The organism is Anabaena sp. 90 (genome assembly GCF_000312705.1).
Classification (GTDB): Bacteria; Cyanobacteriota; Cyanobacteriia; order Cyanobacteriales; family Nostocaceae; genus Dolichospermum; species Dolichospermum lemmermannii.
This window is the reverse complement of record NC_019427.1, coordinates 425,163-446,258: the sequence shown is the minus strand read 5'-3', so window position 1 is coordinate 446,258 and position 21,096 is coordinate 425,163. Positions and strand designations below refer to the sequence as shown.

Annotated in this window: 22 protein-coding genes; 14 read left to right on the top strand and 8 right to left on the bottom strand. The window is 36.5% G+C overall.

Features of this window, described 5'->3' with window-relative positions; all coding sequences use genetic code 11:
* Window positions 1–238 precede the first annotated feature (238 nt).
* The 4 genes from ANA_RS02040 to ANA_RS02025 all read left to right on the top strand — a co-directional run bounded on the left by ANA_RS02040 (window position 239) and on the right by ANA_RS02025 (window position 3,994).
* Window positions 239–1,168, top strand: a complete 930-nt coding sequence (locus tag ANA_RS02040) for an energy-coupling factor transporter transmembrane component T family protein (protein ID WP_015078383.1) — start codon at window positions 239–241, stop codon at window positions 1,166–1,168.
* A 246-nt stretch (window positions 1,169–1,414) separates the two neighbouring features.
* On the top strand, window positions 1,415–2,131 hold the full coding sequence (locus tag ANA_RS02035) for a Uma2 family endonuclease (RefSeq protein WP_015078382.1): 717 nt from the start codon (window positions 1,415–1,417) through the stop codon (window positions 2,129–2,131).
* A gap of 108 nt (window positions 2,132–2,239) precedes the next feature.
* Entirely contained in the window at window positions 2,240–2,971 is a 732-nt protein-coding gene (locus ANA_RS02030; RefSeq protein ID WP_158310498.1) for a hypothetical protein, read from the top strand.
* 186 nt (window positions 2,972–3,157) lie between these two features.
* Window positions 3,158–3,994, top strand: coding sequence for a DUF4351 domain-containing protein (locus ANA_RS02025; protein WP_015078380.1), 837 nt, complete (start codon window positions 3,158–3,160; stop codon window positions 3,992–3,994).
* An 89-nt stretch (window positions 3,995–4,083) separates the two neighbouring features.
* On the opposite strand, the gene ANA_RS02020 is transcribed toward ANA_RS02025, so the two are convergent.
* On the bottom strand, window positions 4,084–5,220 hold the full coding sequence (locus ANA_RS02020) for a cob(I)yrinic acid a,c-diamide adenosyltransferase (RefSeq protein ID WP_015078379.1): 1,137 nt from the start codon (window positions 5,218–5,220) through the stop codon (window positions 4,084–4,086).
* A gap of 274 nt (window positions 5,221–5,494) precedes the next feature.
* Here ANA_RS02020 and fraC point away from each other — a divergent pair, with 274 nt between their 5' ends.
* The 4 genes from fraC to purN all read left to right on the top strand — a co-directional run bounded on the left by fraC (window position 5,495) and on the right by purN (window position 8,621).
* Window positions 5,495–6,040 (top strand): filament integrity protein FraC, encoded by a 546-nt coding sequence (gene fraC, locus ANA_RS02015; RefSeq protein ID WP_015078378.1) that lies wholly within the window; start codon window positions 5,495–5,497, stop codon window positions 6,038–6,040.
* 36 nt (window positions 6,041–6,076) lie between these two features.
* Window positions 6,077–7,087: a septal junction protein FraD gene (fraD, locus tag ANA_RS02010; RefSeq protein WP_015078377.1), complete on the top strand. Its 1,011-nt coding sequence runs from the start codon at window positions 6,077–6,079 to the stop codon at window positions 7,085–7,087.
* A 20-nt stretch (window positions 7,088–7,107) separates the two neighbouring features.
* Window positions 7,108–7,887, top strand: a complete 780-nt coding sequence (locus ANA_RS02005) for an ABC transporter permease (protein ID WP_015078376.1) — start codon at window positions 7,108–7,110, stop codon at window positions 7,885–7,887.
* Between the two features lie 83 nt (window positions 7,888–7,970).
* A complete protein-coding gene (gene purN, locus ANA_RS02000; protein ID WP_015078375.1) occupies window positions 7,971–8,621 on the top strand; it encodes a phosphoribosylglycinamide formyltransferase in 651 nt (216 codons plus the stop codon).
* Here purN and ANA_RS23975 read toward each other — a convergent pair.
* Window positions 8,583–8,744, bottom strand: coding sequence for a hypothetical protein (locus ANA_RS23975; RefSeq protein ID WP_235081926.1), 162 nt, complete (start codon window positions 8,742–8,744; stop codon window positions 8,583–8,585). The two genes, purN and ANA_RS23975, sit on opposite strands and share 39 nt — an antisense overlap.
* Window positions 8,745–8,866: 122 nt before the next feature.
* Between ANA_RS23975 and ANA_RS01995 the strand changes: the two genes are divergently transcribed.
* On the top strand, window positions 8,867–10,309 hold the full coding sequence (locus tag ANA_RS01995) for a phosphoglucomutase/phosphomannomutase family protein (protein WP_015078374.1): 1,443 nt from the start codon (window positions 8,867–8,869) through the stop codon (window positions 10,307–10,309).
* A 302-nt stretch (window positions 10,310–10,611) separates the two neighbouring features.
* Here the strand turns inward: ANA_RS01995 and ANA_RS26380 are convergent, their stop codons facing one another.
* The 3 genes from ANA_RS26380 to ANA_RS01985 form a co-directional block, all read right to left on the bottom strand.
* The gene (locus tag ANA_RS26380) at window positions 10,612–10,773 is read right to left on the bottom strand and encodes a hypothetical protein (protein WP_158310497.1); all 162 of its coding nucleotides are present in this window, start codon (window positions 10,771–10,773) and stop codon (window positions 10,612–10,614) included.
* A gap of 289 nt (window positions 10,774–11,062) precedes the next feature.
* Window positions 11,063–12,061, bottom strand: coding sequence for a metal ABC transporter solute-binding protein, Zn/Mn family (locus ANA_RS01990; protein WP_015078373.1), 999 nt, complete (start codon window positions 12,059–12,061; stop codon window positions 11,063–11,065).
* 106 nt (window positions 12,062–12,167) lie between these two features.
* Entirely contained in the window at window positions 12,168–12,440 is a 273-nt protein-coding gene (locus ANA_RS01985) for a hypothetical protein (RefSeq protein ID WP_015078372.1), read from the bottom strand.
* Between the two features lie 3 nt (window positions 12,441–12,443).
* Here ANA_RS01985 and ANA_RS23970 point away from each other — a divergent pair, with 3 nt between their 5' ends.
* Complete coding sequence (locus tag ANA_RS23970) at window positions 12,444–12,662, top strand: hypothetical protein (protein WP_083881412.1); 219 nt, start codon at window positions 12,444–12,446, stop codon at window positions 12,660–12,662.
* Here ANA_RS23970 and ANA_RS01980 read toward each other — a convergent pair.
* Entirely contained in the window at window positions 12,556–13,899 is a 1,344-nt protein-coding gene (locus ANA_RS01980; RefSeq protein WP_015078371.1) for a Mur ligase family protein, read from the bottom strand. The two genes, ANA_RS23970 and ANA_RS01980, sit on opposite strands and share 107 nt — an antisense overlap.
* A 312-nt stretch (window positions 13,900–14,211) precedes the next feature.
* Here ANA_RS01980 and ANA_RS01975 point away from each other — a divergent pair, with 312 nt between their 5' ends.
* Window positions 14,212–14,805: a thylakoid membrane photosystem I accumulation factor gene (locus ANA_RS01975; RefSeq protein WP_015078370.1), complete on the top strand. Its 594-nt coding sequence runs from the start codon at window positions 14,212–14,214 to the stop codon at window positions 14,803–14,805.
* A 300-nt stretch (window positions 14,806–15,105) separates the two neighbouring features.
* Window positions 15,106–15,525, top strand: coding sequence for a plastocyanin (gene petE, locus ANA_RS01970; protein ID WP_015078369.1), 420 nt, complete (start codon window positions 15,106–15,108; stop codon window positions 15,523–15,525).
* 173 nt (window positions 15,526–15,698) lie between these two features.
* On the opposite strand, the gene ANA_RS01965 is transcribed toward petE, so the two are convergent.
* On the bottom strand, window positions 15,699–17,207 hold the full coding sequence (locus tag ANA_RS01965) for a UbiD family decarboxylase (protein WP_015078368.1): 1,509 nt from the start codon (window positions 17,205–17,207) through the stop codon (window positions 15,699–15,701).
* Window positions 17,208–17,606: 399 nt separating this feature from the next.
* On the opposite strand from ANA_RS01965, the gene ANA_RS01960 reads away from it, so the two are divergent.
* Both ANA_RS01960 and ANA_RS01955 read left to right on the top strand, forming a co-directional pair.
* Window positions 17,607–18,974, top strand: coding sequence for a hypothetical protein (locus ANA_RS01960; protein WP_015078367.1), 1,368 nt, complete (start codon window positions 17,607–17,609; stop codon window positions 18,972–18,974).
* Window positions 18,975–19,068: 94 nt separating this feature from the next.
* Window positions 19,069–19,863: an Rpn family recombination-promoting nuclease/putative transposase gene (locus ANA_RS01955; protein ID WP_015078366.1), complete on the top strand. Its 795-nt coding sequence runs from the start codon at window positions 19,069–19,071 to the stop codon at window positions 19,861–19,863.
* A 220-nt stretch (window positions 19,864–20,083) separates the two neighbouring features.
* Here ANA_RS01955 and ANA_RS01950 read toward each other — a convergent pair whose 3' ends face one another.
* The gene (locus ANA_RS01950; RefSeq protein WP_015078365.1) at window positions 20,084–20,926 is read right to left on the bottom strand and encodes a tetratricopeptide repeat protein; all 843 of its coding nucleotides are present in this window, start codon (window positions 20,924–20,926) and stop codon (window positions 20,084–20,086) included.
* Window positions 20,927–21,096: the final 170 nt, after the last annotated feature.

Here is a 21,096-nt window from a genome sequence, read left to right as displayed (position 1 = left end):
GAAGCCAAAAAGGAAGCCAAAAAGGAAGCCAAAAAGGAAGCCAGGGAATAAATTCCCTGTCTAAAAGCTAAAGTCGGTTAAAACCGACTGTTTTATGTTTATTTATTCTAGAAATAGGATAATTTTTGATTTTGAGTTAATCAGAGTGCGTTTTAACGTACTTTAGCTATTAGACCGGAGTTTTATTTCTGGGTGGCTTACTGACAACTGACAACTGACCAATGACAACTGACAAAATATGGATTTATTGCGATCGCTTCCTCTCGGACTTTACTTAGAAGAACCGCAAACTTGGTTACATAAACTCGACCCGCGAGTTAAGTTAATTTGGTTATTGAGCTTTCTGAGTAGCTATATTGTCGCTAATAACTATTGGCGGGTATTATTGGTATTACTGCTAATTACTTTTACTGTATTTGCCAAAATTCCTCTGCGAGTATGGCGACAACAAATGGGCTGGTTGTTGATATTATCATTTATGGTATTAGTCATTGCCTCCATTAGTCCTGATGGATTAGGTGTAAGTTATCAGTCTCGCTTACCTGCAAATGAACAAATCCTCACCCAACCAATAAGTGAGAAAAAGACCCAAGTTACCCCAGTAATAGCAGATAGTCATAAAAAATATAGCTATGTGCTATTTAATAAAGGATTTGTGAAAGTAAATCGCCGTTCTTTGGATTTGGCAATTAGCTTGAGTACAATAGTTTTTACATTAATCTACAGCACTAATTTATATTTACTCACAACTGCACCAGAAGAAATTACTTCGGGAATGGAAAGTTTAATGCAGCCGTTGAGAAGGTTCAATATTCCCGTTACAGAAATTACCCTGACGTTAACTTTATCTTTGCGGTTTATTCCCCTAGTTTTAGAAGAAATCCAAAACCTAGTGCGTTCGGTAATGACTAGGGCAATTAATTGGAAAAAGCTAGGATTAAAAGGAGGGGCAAAAGTTTGGTTAATTGTGACTGAGAGATTATTAGAAAATCTGCTTTTAAGGGCGGAACAAATGGCAAATGCGATGATGGTAAGGGGTTTTACTAGTCCCAATGAACATCGAGTTAAATGGCAAGAGTTAAAGTTAATAACAGGGGATTGGTTAGCGATCGCCACTTTAATGATATTTTGGGTAATTAGAATAGCCTTTGGTGCTGATGTTTCTTAACTGATATTATTGATCACCCAGAAATACTGGGTGAGGTAATTGATTATTTTTTAGTGCTGAAAATGGTAGTAAACATCATTAACATCCCACCTACCAAAATAATCATTGCTAATCCTCCAGTCACTAAATCCAAAGTATTATTGTCTATGGTCATATTATTCATGCTCCTCTAAATTATAAATCCACCTGCGTGGGTTTAAAGACACTGTAAACACACAATAAAGTATATTTTCCAGGAATACTACTATGTATCAAACAGACCCACCCCGTTCACCCCAAGAAGTGTTACCAACGATGTATGATCTCAAAAGTGAAGATCCAGAGGAGAAAGGTTTGCCTGATCAATTTCATTTATTACAACCTCGTTTATTAGACGAAACTTTTAATTCTCCTACCTATCCTAGCAACAAAATATTTACCGCTAGTGATCTGAACCTCTATTATGATCCTCATCATCCCACATGGTACAAAAGACCAGATTGGTTTGTATCTGTGGATGTTTCTCCTCTTTATAAAAATGGTGATTTACGTTTAAGTTATGTAATTTGGCAAGAGGGAATTACTCCTTTTATTATAGTTGAATTACTATCACCAGGAACTGAAAAGGAAGATTTAGGACAGACTTTGCGGAATGTGGAAAAACCGCCTACAAAATGGGAAGTTTATGAACAGATTTTAAGGATTCCCTATTATGCTATTTTTGACCGTTACAAGTATGAGTTTAGAATGTTTAAATTAGATGGTGGTCGTTATGCGGAAATAGATTTATCATCATCAAATTCTCGTTTTTGGATACCAGAAATAGAATTAGGTTTGGGAGTTTGGGAGGGAACTTATAATAATATTCAGCAGCCTTGGTTACGCTGGTATGATATTTCTGGTAATTGGGTTTTGACTCCAATAGAACAAAAGGAAAGGTTGATAGAACAGTTAAGAAAGTTGGGTGTTGAACCTGATATTTAATTTGTCTGAATCAGGATATCCGGTTACTGAGCGAAGTCGAAGTACAGGATTTAAGGATTTGCAGGATTTAATAAAGTTATTAATCTCAATGATTTTATGATCTAAAAGATGTCATTAACTCTTCAGTTGGGAATTAGGCATATAACCGTAGAAAAACTTCAAACAGGATCGGAATTTGTAACCATCTTCGGTAAAATTTTGTATAATGCAAATAATACAACTTTTCGAGCTATATGTAAGATGATCATAAGTTTCTATATGCAGAATGGTGGTAATAGAGAAAATATCTCACATCTTCTACCTTACATTTTAGGTGATAGTCAAGAAAATTGTGTTTTTTACTATTATCCTGATAGAACATTTACAACTACCAATGATAGTTTTAAAATATTACATCAACTCTTTATTAAAGGAAGTTCCACAGAAAAAATAATTTATGGATATGTTGAGTTATTTAGTACATTTAAATTTTTAGTTTTACTATCCAATGACTATATCGGTAATGATTTTTGTAAAGAATATTCTTTTGATGTTATGGAGCGAGATAAAATAGAATCAAATATAAATATTGATTTATGCAAAAATAGCATTTCAGAAATTAAAGAATCTCAGCAAAAAAATATTAATAAATTCAAAAATGCCTTAGATGAATTGAGGTTTTTCATAGACCAGAAGCAAAGTGAAGAACATATTAGTAATATAGTTCAAACAAGTATTGAGAATGTATTTAAAGGCATTGAAGAAGGTTCAACTATTAATGAGGATGATTACATACGATTGATTGATAATTTTTTAGAAAAATTTGCTCATTTTTTAAATTTTAAAAATAGGAATTTCTAAAATACTAAAGAAGAAACTTTGGAATAGAAATTTACTTAACAAAATTATGAAAATTTCAATCTTGTTTACCTAGCGTTACCTATAAATCCTCAAACCCTAAAAACACAACTCAAACAAACATCCTGTAAATCCTTAAATCCTGGATATCCTGATTCTGACAATTTGACAATTTAACTTTATAACCCTATGAGTTTTGACAACGTTTGTAAACTACTAGCAGAAAAATATCCCTTTGATTTTGCTAAATGGTTACTTCCCCAAGAACCAAAAACCATCAAAGTCTTAAAAACCGAATTGAGTATAGAACCAATTCGCGCTGATTTTGTCACCTTCCTACAAACAGAAAATCGCATTTTACATATTGAATTTCAAACCAACCCACAATCTAAACCTCCCATTCCTTTTAGGGAGTTAGACTATTCAGTGAGATTAATCCGTACATATCAAGTTCCTGTAACCCAAGTAGTGATTTTCTTACAAGAAACAGATGATCCAATTGTTTTTACTGAAGAATATGTTAACGAAACAACCAGACACCGTTATCGTGTGATCAGAATGTGGGAAGAAGAACCAGAATTATTTTTGCATAATCTGGCATTATTACCATTAGCACCATTAACCCGGACAAATTCACCCCAAGGTTTATTATCCCAAATTGCTAATAATGTTGCTAAAATTGCAGATAGGGAGACTAAACAGGATATTGCAGCTTACACAGAGATTTTAGCCGGGTTACGGTTTGAAAAAGATTTTATTCGTCAATTGTTAAGTGAGGATATTATGCAAGAATCAGTAATTTATCAGGATATTTTGCAGAAGGGAGAAGGAAAAGGAGAACAAAAAGAGGCAGTTAAATTTTGTCTAATGTTACTTAATCAACGCTTTGGACAACTTGATTCTGAAATACTTGAAAGAGTAAAAGTCTTATCGGTTGAACATCTAGAAAATTTAGGTGCAGCGTTGTTTAATATTTCCGAAATTGCTGATTTAGTAACTTGGTTAAATCAAGAAGATCATCATTAATAGTGATTTTTGGGTTGGGTTTTCTCAATCCAAACAAAAACTAAAAACTAGATCCCCGACTGCTTTAAGAAGTCGGGGATATTATCGGTTTAAAAATCAACCCCCCGTTTCAATTCCACACCTTGATTTGCGTAGTGTTTATGACAATAAACCTCAGAGTGAATACTAGCCAAATCAAAATAAGCCGGTTGATTTTGACAGCGCCCAGTAATAATCACTTCCGTATCACGGGGTTTACGTAACAAAGCTTGAACAATGGGATCAACAGGTAACAATTCTAAATCCACAGTGGGATTGAGTTCATCGAGGATAATAGTTTTATACACACCAGAAGCGATCGCAATTTTGGCAATTTCCCAACCCCTCTCCGCTTCTATATAGTCTAAATCTTGACGAGAATTCCGCCAAACAATGGCATCACGTCCACACCGTTGATGATCTACCACTTCAGGATAAGATTGCTGTAAAGCCGCTATAGCTGCATCCTCAGTATAGCCACTCCCACCTTTGAGCCACTGCATAATTAATACACGGGTAGAACCAGGATGATTGATACCTCTCCCAATAGCTTGCAAAGCCTTACCCAAAGCACTGGTAGATTTACCCTTACCTGCACCTGTATAAATTTCAATCCCTTCAATAAAGAGTTCTGCGGCTGTGGGGTGGTGGTGGGGTTTCATTTCCGAATGCAAATCCGCAATATCTAACAATGCTTGTGGTGCAGCGCGTCCAGTCGTAATGATTTCCAATTCTTGGGGTTTAGATTTTAACGTGTTTACCACTTCCTCCACCGATAACAAACCCAAATCCAAAACCGGGTTAATTTCATCCAAAACAACTACTGAATACAACCCGGAAGCGATCGCACCTTTGGCTACATCCCAGCCCCGTGCAGCCTCAGTTCGATCAAAAGGTGTAATTTGATCATGGCCAAAAAACTCCGCTCTTCCTGTGCGAACCTGATCAATAAGATGGGGAAACCCTCGCTGTAAAGCAGTTATCGCTCCATCTTCATCATAATCCCGTTCTGGACCCTTCAAAAACCGCAGCAATAAAACCCGGCTAGAATCACTGGGTGTATTAATGCCCAAACCAATCGAGCGCAAAACCACTCCTAAAGCTGCTTGGGACTTACCTTTCCCAATACCATCATAGACGTGAATTTGACCCGTAAGCCGCTCAGAACGCACTTGCGCTGTGCGAATACCGATACCGTTCCTTGTCATATTTTGAAAAGCTATAAAGTGGCAATTCCTTATCTTAACGAAACTAGAGTCTAGAATGTGCGGTTTTTTATCTGCGTATTACAGTTTGATAAATGTATAATATAATTATCTAAATATCTTGGCGCACTCAGATCATAAATGTCAGAAGAATGAGATAATTGCCGATTATCCGTATTCTTTCAGTTATACTCTGTACAACTAATCCCCAGATCCCCGACTTCTTCAAGAAGTCGGGGATCTAACTAACTCCTAAAATCTCCTTGTTGTTACCATTATGTCTGATGAATTATCACTACCTATAATTTTGCCCATTGGGGCGATATTTTTTGAGATATTATTCTTACTAATTGCCATTCCCCTAGAAGCTTATATTCTGAATAGATGGCTGAAGTTTGATAAAAGAACCAGCATTTTTTATGCTATAGCCTTAAATGTTTTCTCGAGTGTAATTGGCTGGATTGTGTTTTTCACAGTCGAACCAATATTATCTATCGCTATCAAAAAAGAATTGATTAATTATGTATTTTTTAATAAACTTCAAGATCCTAGCATTGGCACAATGATAGTTTTATTGTCATTTACTATTTTCATAGCGACTTTTTTAGTGAAATTTTTACTAATGAAGATCCTCATAATTTTTATGGGAGAAGGAGGAAAAAAAACAGAAACAGAAATCATTTCTTCACAGCAAAGAGCCAGTTATATGAATATGGCTAAGTTGCAAAATACTAATTTAATAACTGCAACCTTAATAGCCAATTCACTCAGTTACACTGCCATAACCTTCATTATCCTAATTCGCTCGCTCTCGATAAAATGATCAATATTCATCATTGCATTAATTAGAGGTAATCTCATGAACTTTTTATTGAAGGAAATACGTGGCATATTTAAATATATTCAGGATTTATTTGCAGGAGTGCAAAAATTTCTGACACCTGCTAAAGCATACTCGTGGCAAACATTAATTTATTTGAGTATTTTTTCTTGGGGAATATCATATTTTGCCCTAGGGTATATCAAAGATATTATTGCCTTTTGTGGTTGGCTATTTTTATTAGCAGGAACAGCTTGGTATACTACCGATGATCCTTTAAGAGTTCCGGGAACTTTTATGCCAGTGGGGGCAGTAACAACGGGATTTTTAGTGAGTATCTTTGCTTTTGGACACAAAGAAGGTGTATTAACACCGAATACGATAGTTATTTGGCCAACAATAGCTGCCATAGTTACAGCCATACCTAATTTCTTTGAAGGTACAGGTGGAAAATTAGCAAAAGCCAAACTTCCTAAATTACAAGATCGTCAAAAAGTTGTAGTTTTATTAGCTTGGTGTATGCTAATTAGTTGTTGGCTTCAGTTTTACTTTGTCATAGATAAATGGTTAAAAGAATATCCTAGTTTACGAGCAGATAATTTTCAAAAAAGTGCTTTTGTGATTAGATTAGAACCACCAGCCAAAAAGCCGAAAACTGGTGATTTGATCTTAAATAAATTACAACCTTTAGTTAATCAACAAATTGCCAATAAACCTTGGTCAGAAGTGGAAAAATGGTTACTAGAAGCTAAACCGCGACTAGGAAACTTGGGGAGAAGAACGATTAATAGTAATTTAGGTCAATCTCAAGAAAGGCTATTATGGCGAGTTGAACCCCGTGTAGTCAATATTAAATCTGGATATAGACTAGATATTTTGACAATTTGGGGGGGACCTGGCGCCAACTCTCAAGGATATTACTGGAAAAAATCTTGTTTGATAGAACCATCTAACTCTGGTAAACAAACAGATAATAAAAACACCATTGCCCGTCTGACTTGCGATCGCACAAGTAAATTTATCATGGGTTCTCCACCAGCACAACAATAAGGAAGAAACAAGCAATTACTATGAATGTAATGAGAACTGTCGTCATGGCTAAGAATGTATTTCAGGAAGTGATCCGCGATCGCATTCTGTACATCATCGGTTTTTATGCCATTATCCTGGGTATTGCCTTCCGTGCCATTCCCGAATTTACTGTCACTGCTTTTGATAAAATCTTTTTAGACTTTGGTTTGGCAACCATGAACGTCATTGGTTTAATTGTGGCTATATTTATCGGCACAGGATTAGTTAACAAAGAAATCGAAAAACGGACTATCTTAGTATTAATTGCCAAACCCATCAGCCGCAGTGAATTTATTGCTAGTAAATATTTAGGGTTATCAGCAGTTATCGCTGTCCTCATTACCGCAATGACAATAATTTATTTAGGATTCTTACAACTTGGTCAAGTATCCTATCCGGTTACTAGCATTTTTCTGGCTACGCTATTCATCTTTTTTCAATTATGTTTAATTACTGCCGTAGCCATTACTTTGGGCATTTTTACCAGTTCACTGATAGCCACAGCCCTAACATTTGCAGTGTATTTAATGGGGAATATTACTCAAGATCTAGTGGCATTAGGTAAATTGAGTCAGAACCCCGCTATGGAACGCATTACCCAAAGTTTATATCTAATTTTGCCAGATTTATCTAGATTAGATTTAAAAAATGATGCTGTTTACGGTTTGCAAGCACTACCTGATCCAATTACATTAATTACCAATGCGGGATATGGTTTGCTTTATAGTTTTATGTTGTTAGCGATCGCCATTATTATTTTCTTAAGACGAGAATTTTAAATAACAAGATCCCCGACTTCTCTAAGAAGTCGGGGATCTGAAAATCTCGACTTTCAAAAATTTTGTGAAAATAATTATTGTCTATGATTTACGATTCCCCACTAAATACTACTGATAGTCTCATTTATCCTGATATTTATCATCACCAAGTTTCCTCGAATCAGCCTTTGAAACTAGGAATTATGGCTTCTGGGAATGGTAGTAACTTTGAAGTAATTGCCCAAGCCATTGCCGATGGTAAAATTAACGCCCAAATTCAAGTTCTAATTTACAATAATCCTGGGGCAAAGGCAGCAATTAGGGCTGAAAATTGGGGTGTAGAATCTGTATTGTTAAATCATCGGGACTATAAAAATCGGGAAAAGTTTGATCATAAAGTTGCCCAAACATTACAGCAGTATGATGTGGAATTTGTGATTATGGCAGGATGGATGCGATTAGTAACACAAGTTTTAATTGACGCTTTTCCTAATCGGATGATTAATATCCATCCCAGCTTATTACCGAGTTTTAAAGGAGTGCAAGCTGTAGAACAGGCTTTGGTTGCTAAAGTCAAAATTACGGGCTGTACTGTACATCTTGTTTCTTTAGAAGTTGACAGTGGTGAAATTTTAATTCAAGCGGCTGTTCCGGTTTTACCAGATGATACATCAGAAACACTACACGCGAGAATTCAAATCCAAGAGCATCGGATTTTACCAATGGCGATTTCTTTGTTGAGTCAAAGGAAATAGACAACTGACAACTGACAACTGTACGGGCGAAGCATTTGGAGAACTATTTTTGGCAATGACCGATAATTTATCTTCCAAATGCTTCGCCCCTACTGACCACTGACAACTGTACGGGCGAAGCATTTGGAGAACTATTTTTGGCAATGACCGATAATTTATCTTCCAAATGCTTCGCCCCTACTAACAACTGACAACTGACAACTGACTAATGCTAGAATCCTGAATTAGAAATTTAGGATATTTTTATGTCAGTTGTAACTAACCCAATCAAGTTTGGTACAGATGGTTGGAGGGGTGTGATAGGTGAGGAGTTTACCTTTGAACGTCTGGCATTAGTCGCAACCGTAGCAGCCAAAGTTTTACATAATACTTACTTTTCGGAAGTAGGTAGCAGGACGATTATTGTCGGTTATGACCGCCGATTTATGGCGGAAGAGTTTGCCCGTGTGGTTGCCAATGCCGTCACCGCAGTGGGTTTTGATGTCCTGTTTAGCGAAACTTTTGCCCCAACTCCAGCTTACAGTTGGGCGGCTAAAGAACTCAAGGCGTTAGGGGCATTAGTTGTGACAGCTAGTCATAATCCTGGTGCATATTTAGGATTAAAAGTTAAAAGTGCTTTTGGAGGTTCAGTGCCACCGGAAGTTACTCAAGAGATAGAGGCTTTATTATCAGAAGAAGTTGCCCCAGCAGCGATTTCAGGTAAGGAAGAAACCTTTGATCCTTGGCCGAGTTATTGTCAAGCATTGGCGGCTAAAGTTGATATTGACAAAATCAAAGAAGCGATCGCAACTGGCAAGTTAACAATATTTGTGGATGTCATGCACGGGGCAGCGGCTGGGGGATTAGCCCGATTATTAGGGGAACAAGTTAAGGAAATTAATAGCGATCGTGATCCTCTATTTGAAGGTGGTGCGCCTGAACCTTTACCAAAGTATCTTTCCCGACTATTTACAGTTATGAAAACCCATCGGCAAACCCATAAAACCGGTTTAACTGTGGGTTTGGTATTTGATGGAGATTGCGATCGCATTGCGGCAGTAGATCAAGATGCTAATTTCCTCAGTTCCCAAGTCTTAATTCCCATTTTAATTGACCATTTAACCCTACGGCGGAACTTTCAGGGCGAAATCGTCAAAACTGTCAGCGGTTCGGACTTAATGCCCCGTGTAGCCGCATTACACAACCTTTCTATCCATGAAACAGCAGTAGGTTATAAATACATTGCTGACCGAATGTTAGCCACCCAGGTATTACTAGGTGGTGAAGAATCCGGTGGCATTGGTTATGGTAGCCATATTCCCGAACGCGATGCTTTATTATCGGCACTTTATGTATTAGAAGCAGTTGTGGAATCAGGGTTAGATTTAGGTGAATATTATCGCTATTTACAACAACAAACGAACTTTTCATCCAGCTATGATCGCATTGATTTACCTTTAGCAAATATGGAAGTTAGAGGGCGACTATTAAAACAGTTGCAATCCCAACCTTTGACAGAAATTGCGGGTAAAGAAGTCATTGGTTGTCAAACAATTGATGGTTATAAATTCCGTCTAGCTGATCAAAGTTGGTTAATGATTAGATTTAGCGGAACTGAACCAGTTTTACGTCTTTATTGTGAAGCCGCAACTCTGGAAGAAGTTCATAAAACTCTAGCTTGGGCAAAAAATTGGGCTGAATCCAATTAATTAATAACTTCAATTCCTAGTCGGTTTTAACCGACTTTAACTATGAGACGGGGAATTTATTCCCCGGATAAATGGCTATTTTGTAAGATGTTATTTGGGTATTTTATCGGGTTTTGGTGATGGGTTGGGGACTTTATTGCGATTTATCTAGAAACGGGTTTTAATCAATTTCCTCTCTTAATTACTTTTTTTTCAATCACTAATTATGATGAATAGTTACTAGAAGACTGATGCAAATTTAACCCGACAATATTAGTTTTGACTTTTGACTTTTGACTTCCGCCCTGCGGTACTAGGCTATTTTATCGCCTATTTTTCCACATTAACAACGGGTGCATTTTGCAAATAATTACGCACATTAAAATACGTTTGACCTCCTGAACTTTGATAATTTGGCTCTCCAACTGTACGCTCAATGTTAAAGCTGTTAATCCCAATGCGGTGCAGAATGATTGTAGATTCATGATTTTTGAGTCCTTAATTAAAAAGTTGATATTGATTGTAAAAATGTAGTCAAAATGTAGGTTGGGTAGAGCGATAGCCAAACCCAACACAGTTAGAACTTTGTCGTTTACAAATGTTGGGTAACATACGTCAACCCAACCTACTATGGTTGAACAGTTGCGCGTAAACTATAATTACCAGTTTCCCCTCTTTGTGAAGATTTGGCAACTAAGCGTAGCATTACTTATGACAGCAGCTTAGTGATTAGACGTAAGTAGCAAATATTTTGTTTCTATGGAAATCCAGTAGCTATTTATTTCGAGAATTTTTCGGCTCAAATTTCAAATATGTTCCTCCCAATCCTTCTACAATTATTCTTGTATTAGCAGTCATCATTTTCTGATAGGTTTCTCCGTCACTTCCTGCTTCACCTAGTCCGTCAATATAAAGTGGTCTTTGAGAAACCTTTACTTTCGCTGCTGTCGCTACAGGTGCGAGTAAATTAGAATTGGTATTTGTATCTGCAAAAATTGTTGGTACTTGAGCTTTTTGAATATCTCTAACCAAATTCATGACTTTTGGATCTGTCAATTTTCCTGTATTTTTGACATTACCTAAATTGACTGAATAGGGAATATCATAAGCTTTGACATAATAAATCATGGCTGAATTTGTTGTCACTAATTTCCGATTTTTATCGGGAATACTAGCTAATCTGCTTTTAATCCAACTATTAATTTGATTAATTTCTTTAGTTACTTTTTTGGTATTTCTATTATAAATATTTTTATTTTCTGGTGCTAATTTAACTAAACTACTATTAATTATTTCTACCATTTTGATAGTATTAATAGGATTATGCCAAACATGAGGTTCAATAATTTGCTTACCGTTTTTTCTAATTTGGATGGAATTTACACCCATAGTTTTAGCAACGGCAATTTTTAATTTAGGTTTTTTAATCTCTTCAATAATTTTAATTAAACCTGGTTCAAAATTATCACCATGATACAATACTAAATTAGCATTTTTAATGGCTTGATTATCTTCTGGAATGGGTTTATAATTTATAGGATTTATCCCAGGAGGAATTAAACAAATCAGATTAATTGTATCTCCAGCAACTTGTTTTGTTAAATCGCAAATTACGCTATTAGTTGCTACGACAAACGGTAAATTATTATTAATATTTTTATTAGTGGTATTATATGTTGTATTAATAGGTTTATTTCCACATCCAGATAAACCCACCATTAAACCTAAAATGGTAGTTTTCAATAAATGTGTAGATAGTTTTTTTGCTGACATAATTGATTGTAATTGATGAATATATTAAAAAGTCCAGAAATAATTATATAAAGTAATAAAGACACAGACTTGCTGTGTCTTGTAAAACATTTATTGTTCTAATTTATTAAATTCCAGCCATAGGTAACTTACCTTGTAATTTCTGTAAATTAGCTTGAACACAATTAGTGCAATTGCAACCAATTTGTTGTATTACAGAATGTGTGATGCTATTTATTTGCGGTGTAGCTATATCAAAATTTGCTTGATTAGATGTCACCACAATCATTTGGACAGCGGGTGCAGCTTTGAATTTGGAAGCGTGTGCTGGGTTAACTACCAATAGCAGAGATGCTAAAAACATAGGAAAAGCCAGCAAAATCAGTTTGACTATTTTCATAAGTTGTCAGTTGTCAGTTGTCAGTTGTCAGTAGGGGCGAAGCATTTGGAAGATAAATTATCGGTCATTGCCAAAAATAGTTCTCCAAATGCTTCGCCCGTACAGTTGTTAGTTATTAGAGGATTTTTCTACCAGTCAATACTTCTCGGACTTCTAGCATGGCTGAATAGGTGGGGAGAATGTGTAAAGTTTCATTCACTGGTGTATGCTCTAGAGCAGTAGCGATCGCTTGCTGCAAATTTGACTCTACAATCAGATTGATGTCACTGTCCAGAGATTCCTGACTATAACGCAGACGTAAAGCCATATCATACACGCGATCGCCACTGACAATCAACGTTCCACCCCGTGCTACTAACTTTTCTGTATCCACATCCCAAATCCATGATACATCAGTACCATCTGGGGTTCTGTCATTCAACACCAATAAAGTAGTTTTATCGGTACTTTCAGTGACGACGCGAATAGTTTCATTTGTTCCTACAGGGTTTTTTGATAATAAAATTCTTACCCGTTTACCATCAATTACCAAATCTTCTGCACGACCAAAAGCAGCTTGAAAATTATTAATTCCATCTCTAATACTAACTTCATCAACTCCTAATTCTTTTGCTGCTGTGGCTGCGGCTAAAGTATTATATTTATTGTACAAACCCACAAGAATTTGTGACCATTCCTGGCTTAATAATGCGGGTTGACTTTTAGTAAAACCACAACTAGGACAAGTAAAATCTCCCAAATGGGACAAATAAACCCCTTGATAATCTAAAGCATGACCACAGCTAGGACAATAAATAGAATCCACAGCATGAGGAATAGCTTCTAAATAATTTTCAGGTTCATTTAAACCAAAGAATAAAACCTTTTGGGGTAACTGTTGACCCAAATAGGATAAAGTCGGATCATCAGCATTGGGAATAACTACAGTTGTTGTTGGTAAAGTAGCAATCACCTTAGTCCACCGCTTACTAATACTATCCACTTCCCCATATCTATCCAACTGGTCACGGAACAGATTTAAACAAAGAATAATTCGAGGTTGTAGCGGTTTTAAAACCTTGGGAACTATATTTTCATCAACTTCCAAAATTGCATAATCTACATTCAGGTTTCCTAGCAGATTCGCATTATCTATCAAAGCCGTTGCTAACCCATTTTCCAGATTTGCACCTGTAGAATTATGGGCAATCCGAAAGCCCTTCCGTTCTAAAATGGTGCATAATAGTAAAGCAGTAGTCGTCTTCCCATTTGTTCCCGCAATGAGAATTATCCCATTTTTCACTTGCTGACTCAATAACTCCAAAATTCGGGGTTCTATCCGTCGCGCAATCGAACCGGGTAAAACACTAGCAGCACCAAGACGCAGTGACCTCACCAAAAACGTGACACTTTTGGCCATTGATACCGCAAAACCCAAGCGGAGTCTATCTATAACTTTTATTTTCTTACCTACAGTCATGATTTATAAATAACCTATAATTGCAAAAAGAATTTCATCCGTATTTATCTGCGTTTATCTGCGTTTATCTGCGGTCAATTATTCCAGAAATCTTATTCTATAGAACTTCATCTTCATTTCGTGTAAGTTTAACTAATTAGAAAAGATAGCATCAAAATGAGTATAGTCTCACTAACAAATAATTTTTTCTCTGAAAACACCAGTAAAGGTTATCTTAAAAAATAGTGCGTGGGTGTGATTATTATCCAAACCAGTTAACATCAGTTCAGCACAAACTCACAAAAAATAGTAGCAAAGACAAGGTTTCTGTTAATGAATAGCATAAAGTGGCTTTTTTTACAAACTCAAATAATTACTAACGGTCGCCAGTTAGTGTCAAAATGCTTATTGCTGCTTGTTTGTCTATTCGTAATTAGTATGCAGCCAGCATTAGCAGGTATTAAAGATGACCGATATGATGGCAATATTTTTGTAATTTATGCTGGTAATGGTTCTCTAGTTCCTTCCAAAGAAACACTAGCTCAGACATTAGCAGAACATAAACCAGCGATAGTGACATTCTACACTGATGACAGTAGCGATTGCAAAAAATATGCGCCGGTTGTTTCCGAAATGCAAGCATTCTATGGCCGCGCAACAGAAATCATTCCTATCAGCGTTGATACTCTTTTAGCTGACAAAACCTATCAACCCACAGAACCAGGATATTATTATGGAGGAAGTGTGCCTCAAGTTGTAGTTTTTGACCAGTCGGGTAAGGTAGTTTTCAATAAAAAAGGTCAAGTCCCTTTTGAGGAAATAGACGACAAATTGAGAGAAGTATTTGACTTATTACCCCGCACTGAGTCAGTCGAGTTAAAACGACGTTCACCGAGAGAATTCAGTAGTCAGTTAGAAGATCAATAGATATCTCCAAAAATTAAATGTGCGTTTCCTAGAACCCTTGTAGAGAGGTTCTATGGAACGTCTAACTCTCTCTAAGGAACGCAAATTTAGTAACCTGCAATTCTGATTTGACCGAAACTAGTGCGTTACTCTTTGCTTTAGCGCAGTCATTCTCGCAGATATTTGCATACCCTATTTTGGTAATTTAAACTAACCTTTAGGAAATTTAGAAAAATAAATATATGACAGGTTGTCATATTTGGCATTGATTGTATTTAAAATGAGATCAGAAAAATAAACATACTTCCACAGGAGAGAACCATGAAATCTATCGCAGCAACTTTGCGACGCTTAAGCCTAGCTGTATTAACAGTTATTGTAATTTTCGGTAGCTTTGCTGTATTTACCCCCACTGCATCTGCGGAAACATATACAGTTAAGCTAGGTAGTGATAAAGGCTTGTTGGCTTTTCAACCAAAGCAGTTGACTGTTAAGCCTGGTGACACTATTGAATGGATAAACAACAAAGTTCCTCCCCACAACGTTGTATTTGATTCTGCTAAAAACCCCGCTCATGACAAAGCATTAGCGACAGCTTTATCCCATACAAAGTTATTACTAAATCCCGGACAAAAACAAACAACCACTTTTCCTGCTGACGCTCCTGCTGGTGATTATACCTTTTATTGCCAACCCCACCGTGGTGCTGGCATGGTTGGTAAAATCACTGTTGAAGGCTAATATATAGCTATTAACCATCCCTGTGAATAGATGGGGATGGTAAAAGCAATCCTTTTGATAGACAATAAAGACATAAAAATACTTTTATAATTGTAGATAAAATGGTTATGTTCTCCAAATTTTCAATTTTAAAAAAATACTCCCCTCCTGATAGAGAAGGGAAAGTGTGGGTATTACTTCATATCATAACCAAACAAATTCGGATCAACTTCTCCTAATTGTAAATCCGCTAAACCGTATTCTTGCCAGCGTCTTTCTACCATTGCAGCTATATCAATATCTGATTTTAATGGTTCACCCCATTCATGTTCTGTTTCTGGAGGAATTTTTGTAGTGGCATCTATGCCCATTCTCCCACCTAACCCTAATTTCTCACTAGCAAAATCTAAAGTATCAAAGGGAGTATTTGGTAAAATAAATACATCTCTGGTAGGATCAACTTTAGAACTTATTGCCCAAACGACTTGACGAGGATCACGAACATTGATATCTTTATCAACGACAATCACAAATTTAGTGTAGGTAAATTGTGGTAACGCACTCCAAAACGCTAAAGCTGCTCGTCGTGCTTGTCCAGGATAGGCTTTATCTATGGAAATAATTGCGGCTTTGTAACTTAACGCTTCCATTGGCAGGAAAAAATCAACTATTTCTGAGACCTGTTGCCGTAAAATGGGGGTGTAAATCCGATTAAGAGCGATCGCCATCATGGCTTCTTCTTTCGGTGGCAAACCGCTAAATGTGGTAAGATAAATTGGGTCTCTGCGGTGTGTCATGCACTGAAACCGCACCAAAGGCGAATCTTCCACACCGCCATAATATCCCATGTGGTCGCCAAAGGGTCCATCGGGTAAAACTTCCCCCGGTGTAATTGTCCCTTCTAAAACAAACTCGGAATCTGCGGGAACTTCCAAATCTACGGTTTTACATTTGGCTAAGTTGACTCCCGAACCGCCATACAATCCAGCAAATAACCACTCTGATAAATCTACAGGAATGGGTGTGGCTGCTGCCATAATGATTAAAGGATCAACACCCAGAGCGATCGCAATCTCTAACTTTTTACCACGTTCTGCTGCTTTCCGCAAGTGTCTTGCCCCACCCCGCACCGATAGCCAGTGTACGGTCATCGTATTATTAGATTGTAGCTGTAACCGATACACACCGACATTGGGGATCCCCGTCTCACAATCCTTAGTAATTACCAATCCTAGCGTAATAATCTTTCCGGCATCTCCCGGATAAGGACGTATTAAAGGTAACTTATTTAAATCTAAATCATTCCCTTCAATTACCACTTGTTGACAAGGGGGAAAAAAGTCCCTTCCCGGTTTGGCTTTGATTACGTCAAACAGCACTTTACCAAAATCTATGGCTTGGGAAATCTTTTTGGGTGGTTTGGGTTGCTGAAGCATACTCAGCTTCTTTCCCAGGGTTTCCAACTCCTCTGGTTTTTCCATGTTCATAGCCCAGCATATCCTTTCCACTGTCCCCATTAAATTTACCGCAACGGGGAAAGATGCACCTTTGACGTTTTCAAAGATTAAGCCTGGACCACCTTTTTGCAGCATTCGGTTGGAAATCTCTGCAATTTCCATATCTGGGTCAACTAAAGCCGAAATTCGCTTTAATTGTCCTTTTTCTTCTAGAATTTTAATGAATCCCCGTAAATCTCTCGCCATTGTTTTGTTTTAATTATTAAGAAGTGTAAAGCTATTGTTATTTTAGTCTTCATTCAGATAATTTGACTTTTTAGTATATATGTACTATAATAAGAGAAATATGGATTTTCCTCACGCAGAGTCGCAGTGAACCAGCGCTGTAGAAGGGTTTCCCTCCGTAGGCGACTGGTGAACCCTAAGAGGATGTTTTAAAAGTTTTTAATGTGTAAACAGACCCCTCTCCAAACCTCTCCCCTACCAGGGGAGAGGCTTTAAAACCCCCATTCCCTTGTAGGGAAGGGGGGGAGGGGGGTTAGGTTTTTGGAGATTATGGGTTTCATATAATACTTTTCAAACAACCTCTAAGGGAGACGGGGAGAGGAAAATTGAGTTTTTACCTAATAAAAGTTAGGGGGTTTTATGTCGAAGTTAAATCACCAGATTTCCCTGTTAGAACTTATCCAAATTTTATCGGCATATCGTCAAAATATCATTTTGAATTTACATAAGTTAAAGGAAGATTACCACCGAACTGGTATTAAACGGGTGAGGGGGGTGAGAGATATTAATGGTGATTTGATTACTCCTTGGTTAGAAACTGAGGATGTTTATGCTGGTGATTTTGTGCAAATGGGTGTATTTGCTATAAATCGCAATACGGCTACTATTAATATGTTGATAAGCCGGAAGGTTAAGCTGGTGAAATCTGAAGATAATATCCATATCACTGAAGTTGCGGGTTTGCTGGCTCATGATTTGGATAATTTTAATAAATATACCATTGTTAAAGATGGAAAAGTTCATGTTTCTGCTTTAAATATCAAAATCAGCAACAAGAAAGTATTTGATTTATTGCAAGCTAAAGGTGTAATTATTGCTGACAAGTTTGATTTCAATTCTGAATATATAATTCAGTTAGATAATTTACCATTAGTTCCTGTTAATATCAAGTTTGCTAGTATTGATGGGTTATTTACTCAATTAGCAGAAATTAAAGTTGTCATGAGTATTTTGTCTGCTTATTTACGCCATCAATCAGATGTATTTGTGAGTAATCAGGTAGAGGAATTAAAACAACATTATTTGTCAAAAAATCTCTATCTGAATTTTCCTAAAACTCAGGAATATCCAGATACAATTGATTCTCATATCAGTTATAAAATTGAGTTTGGTAATCAGGATATTCTCAATTTGAGTAAATTATATGCTGCTAATCAATTTTTAGCGCGAAGATATGAGGTTTATGACCAAGAAACTGGGGAGATTTTCCCTAAACCAACTTTAGAAATGGGTTTAAATCAAAATATTGCTTTTCGACAAAAAGCCATTTCTGCAAGAATGAAACTGACTAAAGTTGATGATTTGATGAAACCCATTTTTGACGACTTTCTGGGAATTAATATCAATGGTAAAGTAGGGGAAATTCTCCATAAAGTTGGTAATCATCGTTTAGCGTTGCTATTATATGCTCAACACGCTGGCAAATCTGTCAATGGAGAAGATTTGATTACAGCTATGACGACAGCTTACCAAAAATTAGCAGCTTATGTTGAGCAAACTTACCAAGAAAATATTTCCCCTATGGTATTTTACATTGGTGCAACAGGACTTTTACCAAATAAAATATCAGCTAAAGCCATGACTGCTGATGAATTAGCTGCTAAATATCCCCATTTGCAATTTTCTAAACATGAACAAGCCGGGACATTTTTTGAAGTTGGAAATACCATTATTAGCGTCTACCCGCAAACCGAATATTACAGTAAAAATTCATTAGCAGTTAGTTAGTTAATTTTGTAGGGGTTTAGCAATGCTAAACCCTAAATATTTTTTGAGTTTGATATGGTAAAATATCAAGACTTGCTATTTTCAACAATCTCTCATGTATGACAATATCTGTAAATTCATTGCCGAAAATTACAAAGATGACATAGCAACATGGTTGCTAGGTTCACCAATTAAATTAACAGAACTTAGTCCCACGGAATTATCAAATGATCCAATTAGAGCAGATTCATTAATATTATTACAATCAGATCAATTAGTTCTACATACAGAATTTCAAACCGATACTGATGAAGATATGCCCTTTAGGATGTTAGATTATCGAGTTAGGATATATCGTCGGTTTCCTCAAAAAGAAATGCGTCAAGTAGTCATCTATCTGCGAAAAACAAGTTCTGACTTAGTAAGTGAAAATAGTTTTAAATTAAACAACACTTACCATCAATTTGAGATAATTAGACTTTGGGAACAACCAACAGCCCAATTTATGACAGTTCCAGGTTTATTACCTTTTGCAGTGCTAAGTCAGACAAAAGATCCTAAAATGGTATTAAGCCAAGTAGGAGAAGCAGTAGCAGCCATTACAGATCAAAAGATACAGGGGAATATAGCTGCTGCTAGTGCAGTTTTAGCCGGTCTTGTGTTAAAAAAAGATGTAATTAGGAAGATTTTCAGGAGTGAGATTATGCGAGAATCAGTGATATATCAAGAAATTCTCGAAGAAGGTGAAGCTAAAGGTAAAGCTGAAGGAATAGCAGAAGCAACCAAAAAGTTAGCTTTAAATTTGTTGCGAATTGGTATGAGTTTACAACAAATTTCTGAAGTTACGGAATTATCTCTGGAACAAGTTCAAGCTTTAGAAAAAGAGATAAAAAATCCTACTTCTAACTAAAGTAACTTCGATGTTTTTGGTTTCAATTTTCATAAAAATAATATCTCTGATTTTTAGCACAAGTCGGGGATATTTAATATAAAAATTTAATCGTTAGTTTCAACTATTTACGAACTAGGCTACAGCCAAACCTAACCATAAGCCAAAAACAGAGTGAAATTCAGTAGATATTTGAGATTTTTGCCTCTTGATGGGGAATACTTAAATAAGATACTATGAATTACTTCCCCAATTCCTCAATATTTTTCATCGCTTGTTGATATAAATCCTTATTTCCTTCCTTATCAAAAATCGCTGCTGCCCGTTGTAAATCTTTTAATGCTCCCCGTTTATCACCAATTGCAGCATAGGCATTACCTCGATTATTGAAAGCAGCACCGAAGTTAGGATTAATGCGAACTGCTTCATTATAATCCGATATTGCTTTTTGTGGTTCTCCTCTTGATGCGTAAGCATTACCACGATTATTATAAGCTACAGCATATTCTTTATTGATCCGAATTGCTTGAGTGTAGTCCTCTAACGCCGCATTCTTATCACCTTGGTTTGCACGGGCGTTACCTCGATTATTGTAAACTTCGGCATATTTAGGCGCAATACTAATTGCTTGATTATAATCCGCAATCGCTCTTCTGTAGTCTCCTATAGATACAAAAGCATTAGCACGATTATTGTACGCTTCCGCATCCTGAGAATTTAGACCCAATGCCTGATTATAATCCGCGATCGCTCCCTCTTTATTACCAGTATCAAAATAAACCAAACCCCGACCTTTAAATGCTGGTGCATATTGAGGATTCAGACTAATTGATTTACTATAGGCAGCAATAGCCGCTTGGTAATTACCTTTAAGATGTTGAGTTTGTCCCTGAACATAAAATTCCCCAGCTTTAGAGGTTCTCCCTATCTGTGGATTTGGGGGACTTGCTCCTCTTTCTGTCACCAAAACATCTTGATTATTACTACAAGAAACGCAAATAATCCCGCTAAAAATAGTAACCATCGCTATAGTGAATGCTCTGTTTACTTCTCTGTGTTTGTGTCTCAATAACTGCCATTTCATAATTTACTATAAATCGCCATTATACCTGGAGTAAATCATTCACTAAATTGCTTACTTACTTAGGAAATACTCTCGCTTTTTGATTAATATTCAATTCAAATGATAAAATTCCCTGAAGTTATCGGAAATAAATAAATTTATCCAGCCAATCACCGCATATTACTAAATAC

Bases quoted from the DNA above. Each gene is read 5' to 3' on its own strand.
- ANA_RS01975 (WP_015078370.1), top strand. From the start codon at position 14,212: ATGAATAGCATAAAGTGGCTTTTTTTACAAACTCAAATAATTACTAAC.
- fraD (WP_015078377.1), top strand. From the start codon at position 6,077: ATGAACTTTTTATTGAAGGAAATACGTGGCATATTTAAATATATTCAG.
- ANA_RS01960 (WP_015078367.1), top strand. From the start codon at position 17,607: ATGTCGAAGTTAAATCACCAGATTTCCCTGTTAGAACTTATCCAAATT.
- ANA_RS02020 (WP_015078379.1), bottom strand. From the start codon at position 5,220: ATGACAAGGAACGGTATCGGTATTCGCACAGCGCAAGTGCGTTCTGAG.
- ANA_RS23975 (WP_235081926.1), bottom strand. From the start codon at position 8,744: ATGCTTCGCCCGTACAGTTGTCAGTGGTCAGTAGGGGCGAAGCATTTG.
- ANA_RS02025 (WP_015078380.1), top strand. From the start codon at position 3,158: ATGAGTTTTGACAACGTTTGTAAACTACTAGCAGAAAAATATCCCTTT.
- ANA_RS01990 (WP_015078373.1), bottom strand. From the start codon at position 12,061: ATGTCAGCAAAAAAACTATCTACACATTTATTGAAAACTACCATTTTA.
- ANA_RS02035 (WP_015078382.1), top strand. From the start codon at position 1,415: ATGTATCAAACAGACCCACCCCGTTCACCCCAAGAAGTGTTACCAACG.
- fraC (WP_015078378.1), top strand. From the start codon at position 5,495: ATGTCTGATGAATTATCACTACCTATAATTTTGCCCATTGGGGCGATA.
- purN (WP_015078375.1), top strand. From the start codon at position 7,971: ATGATTTACGATTCCCCACTAAATACTACTGATAGTCTCATTTATCCT.
- ANA_RS02030 (WP_158310498.1), top strand. From the start codon at position 2,240: ATGTCATTAACTCTTCAGTTGGGAATTAGGCATATAACCGTAGAAAAA.
- ANA_RS01955 (WP_015078366.1), top strand. From the start codon at position 19,069: ATGTATGACAATATCTGTAAATTCATTGCCGAAAATTACAAAGATGAC.
- ANA_RS02040 (WP_015078383.1), top strand. From the start codon at position 239: ATGGATTTATTGCGATCGCTTCCTCTCGGACTTTACTTAGAAGAACCG.
- ANA_RS01965 (WP_015078368.1), bottom strand. From the start codon at position 17,207: ATGGCGAGAGATTTACGGGGATTCATTAAAATTCTAGAAGAAAAAGGA.
- ANA_RS02005 (WP_015078376.1), top strand. From the start codon at position 7,108: ATGAATGTAATGAGAACTGTCGTCATGGCTAAGAATGTATTTCAGGAA.
- petE (WP_015078369.1), top strand. From the start codon at position 15,106: ATGAAATCTATCGCAGCAACTTTGCGACGCTTAAGCCTAGCTGTATTA.
- ANA_RS26380 (WP_158310497.1), bottom strand. From the start codon at position 10,773: ATGAATCTACAATCATTCTGCACCGCATTGGGATTAACAGCTTTAACA.
- ANA_RS01950 (WP_015078365.1), bottom strand. From the start codon at position 20,926: ATGAAATGGCAGTTATTGAGACACAAACACAGAGAAGTAAACAGAGCA.
- ANA_RS01980 (WP_015078371.1), bottom strand. From the start codon at position 13,899: ATGACTGTAGGTAAGAAAATAAAAGTTATAGATAGACTCCGCTTGGGT.
- ANA_RS01995 (WP_015078374.1), top strand. From the start codon at position 8,867: ATGTCAGTTGTAACTAACCCAATCAAGTTTGGTACAGATGGTTGGAGG.
- ANA_RS01985 (WP_015078372.1), bottom strand. From the start codon at position 12,440: ATGAAAATAGTCAAACTGATTTTGCTGGCTTTTCCTATGTTTTTAGCA.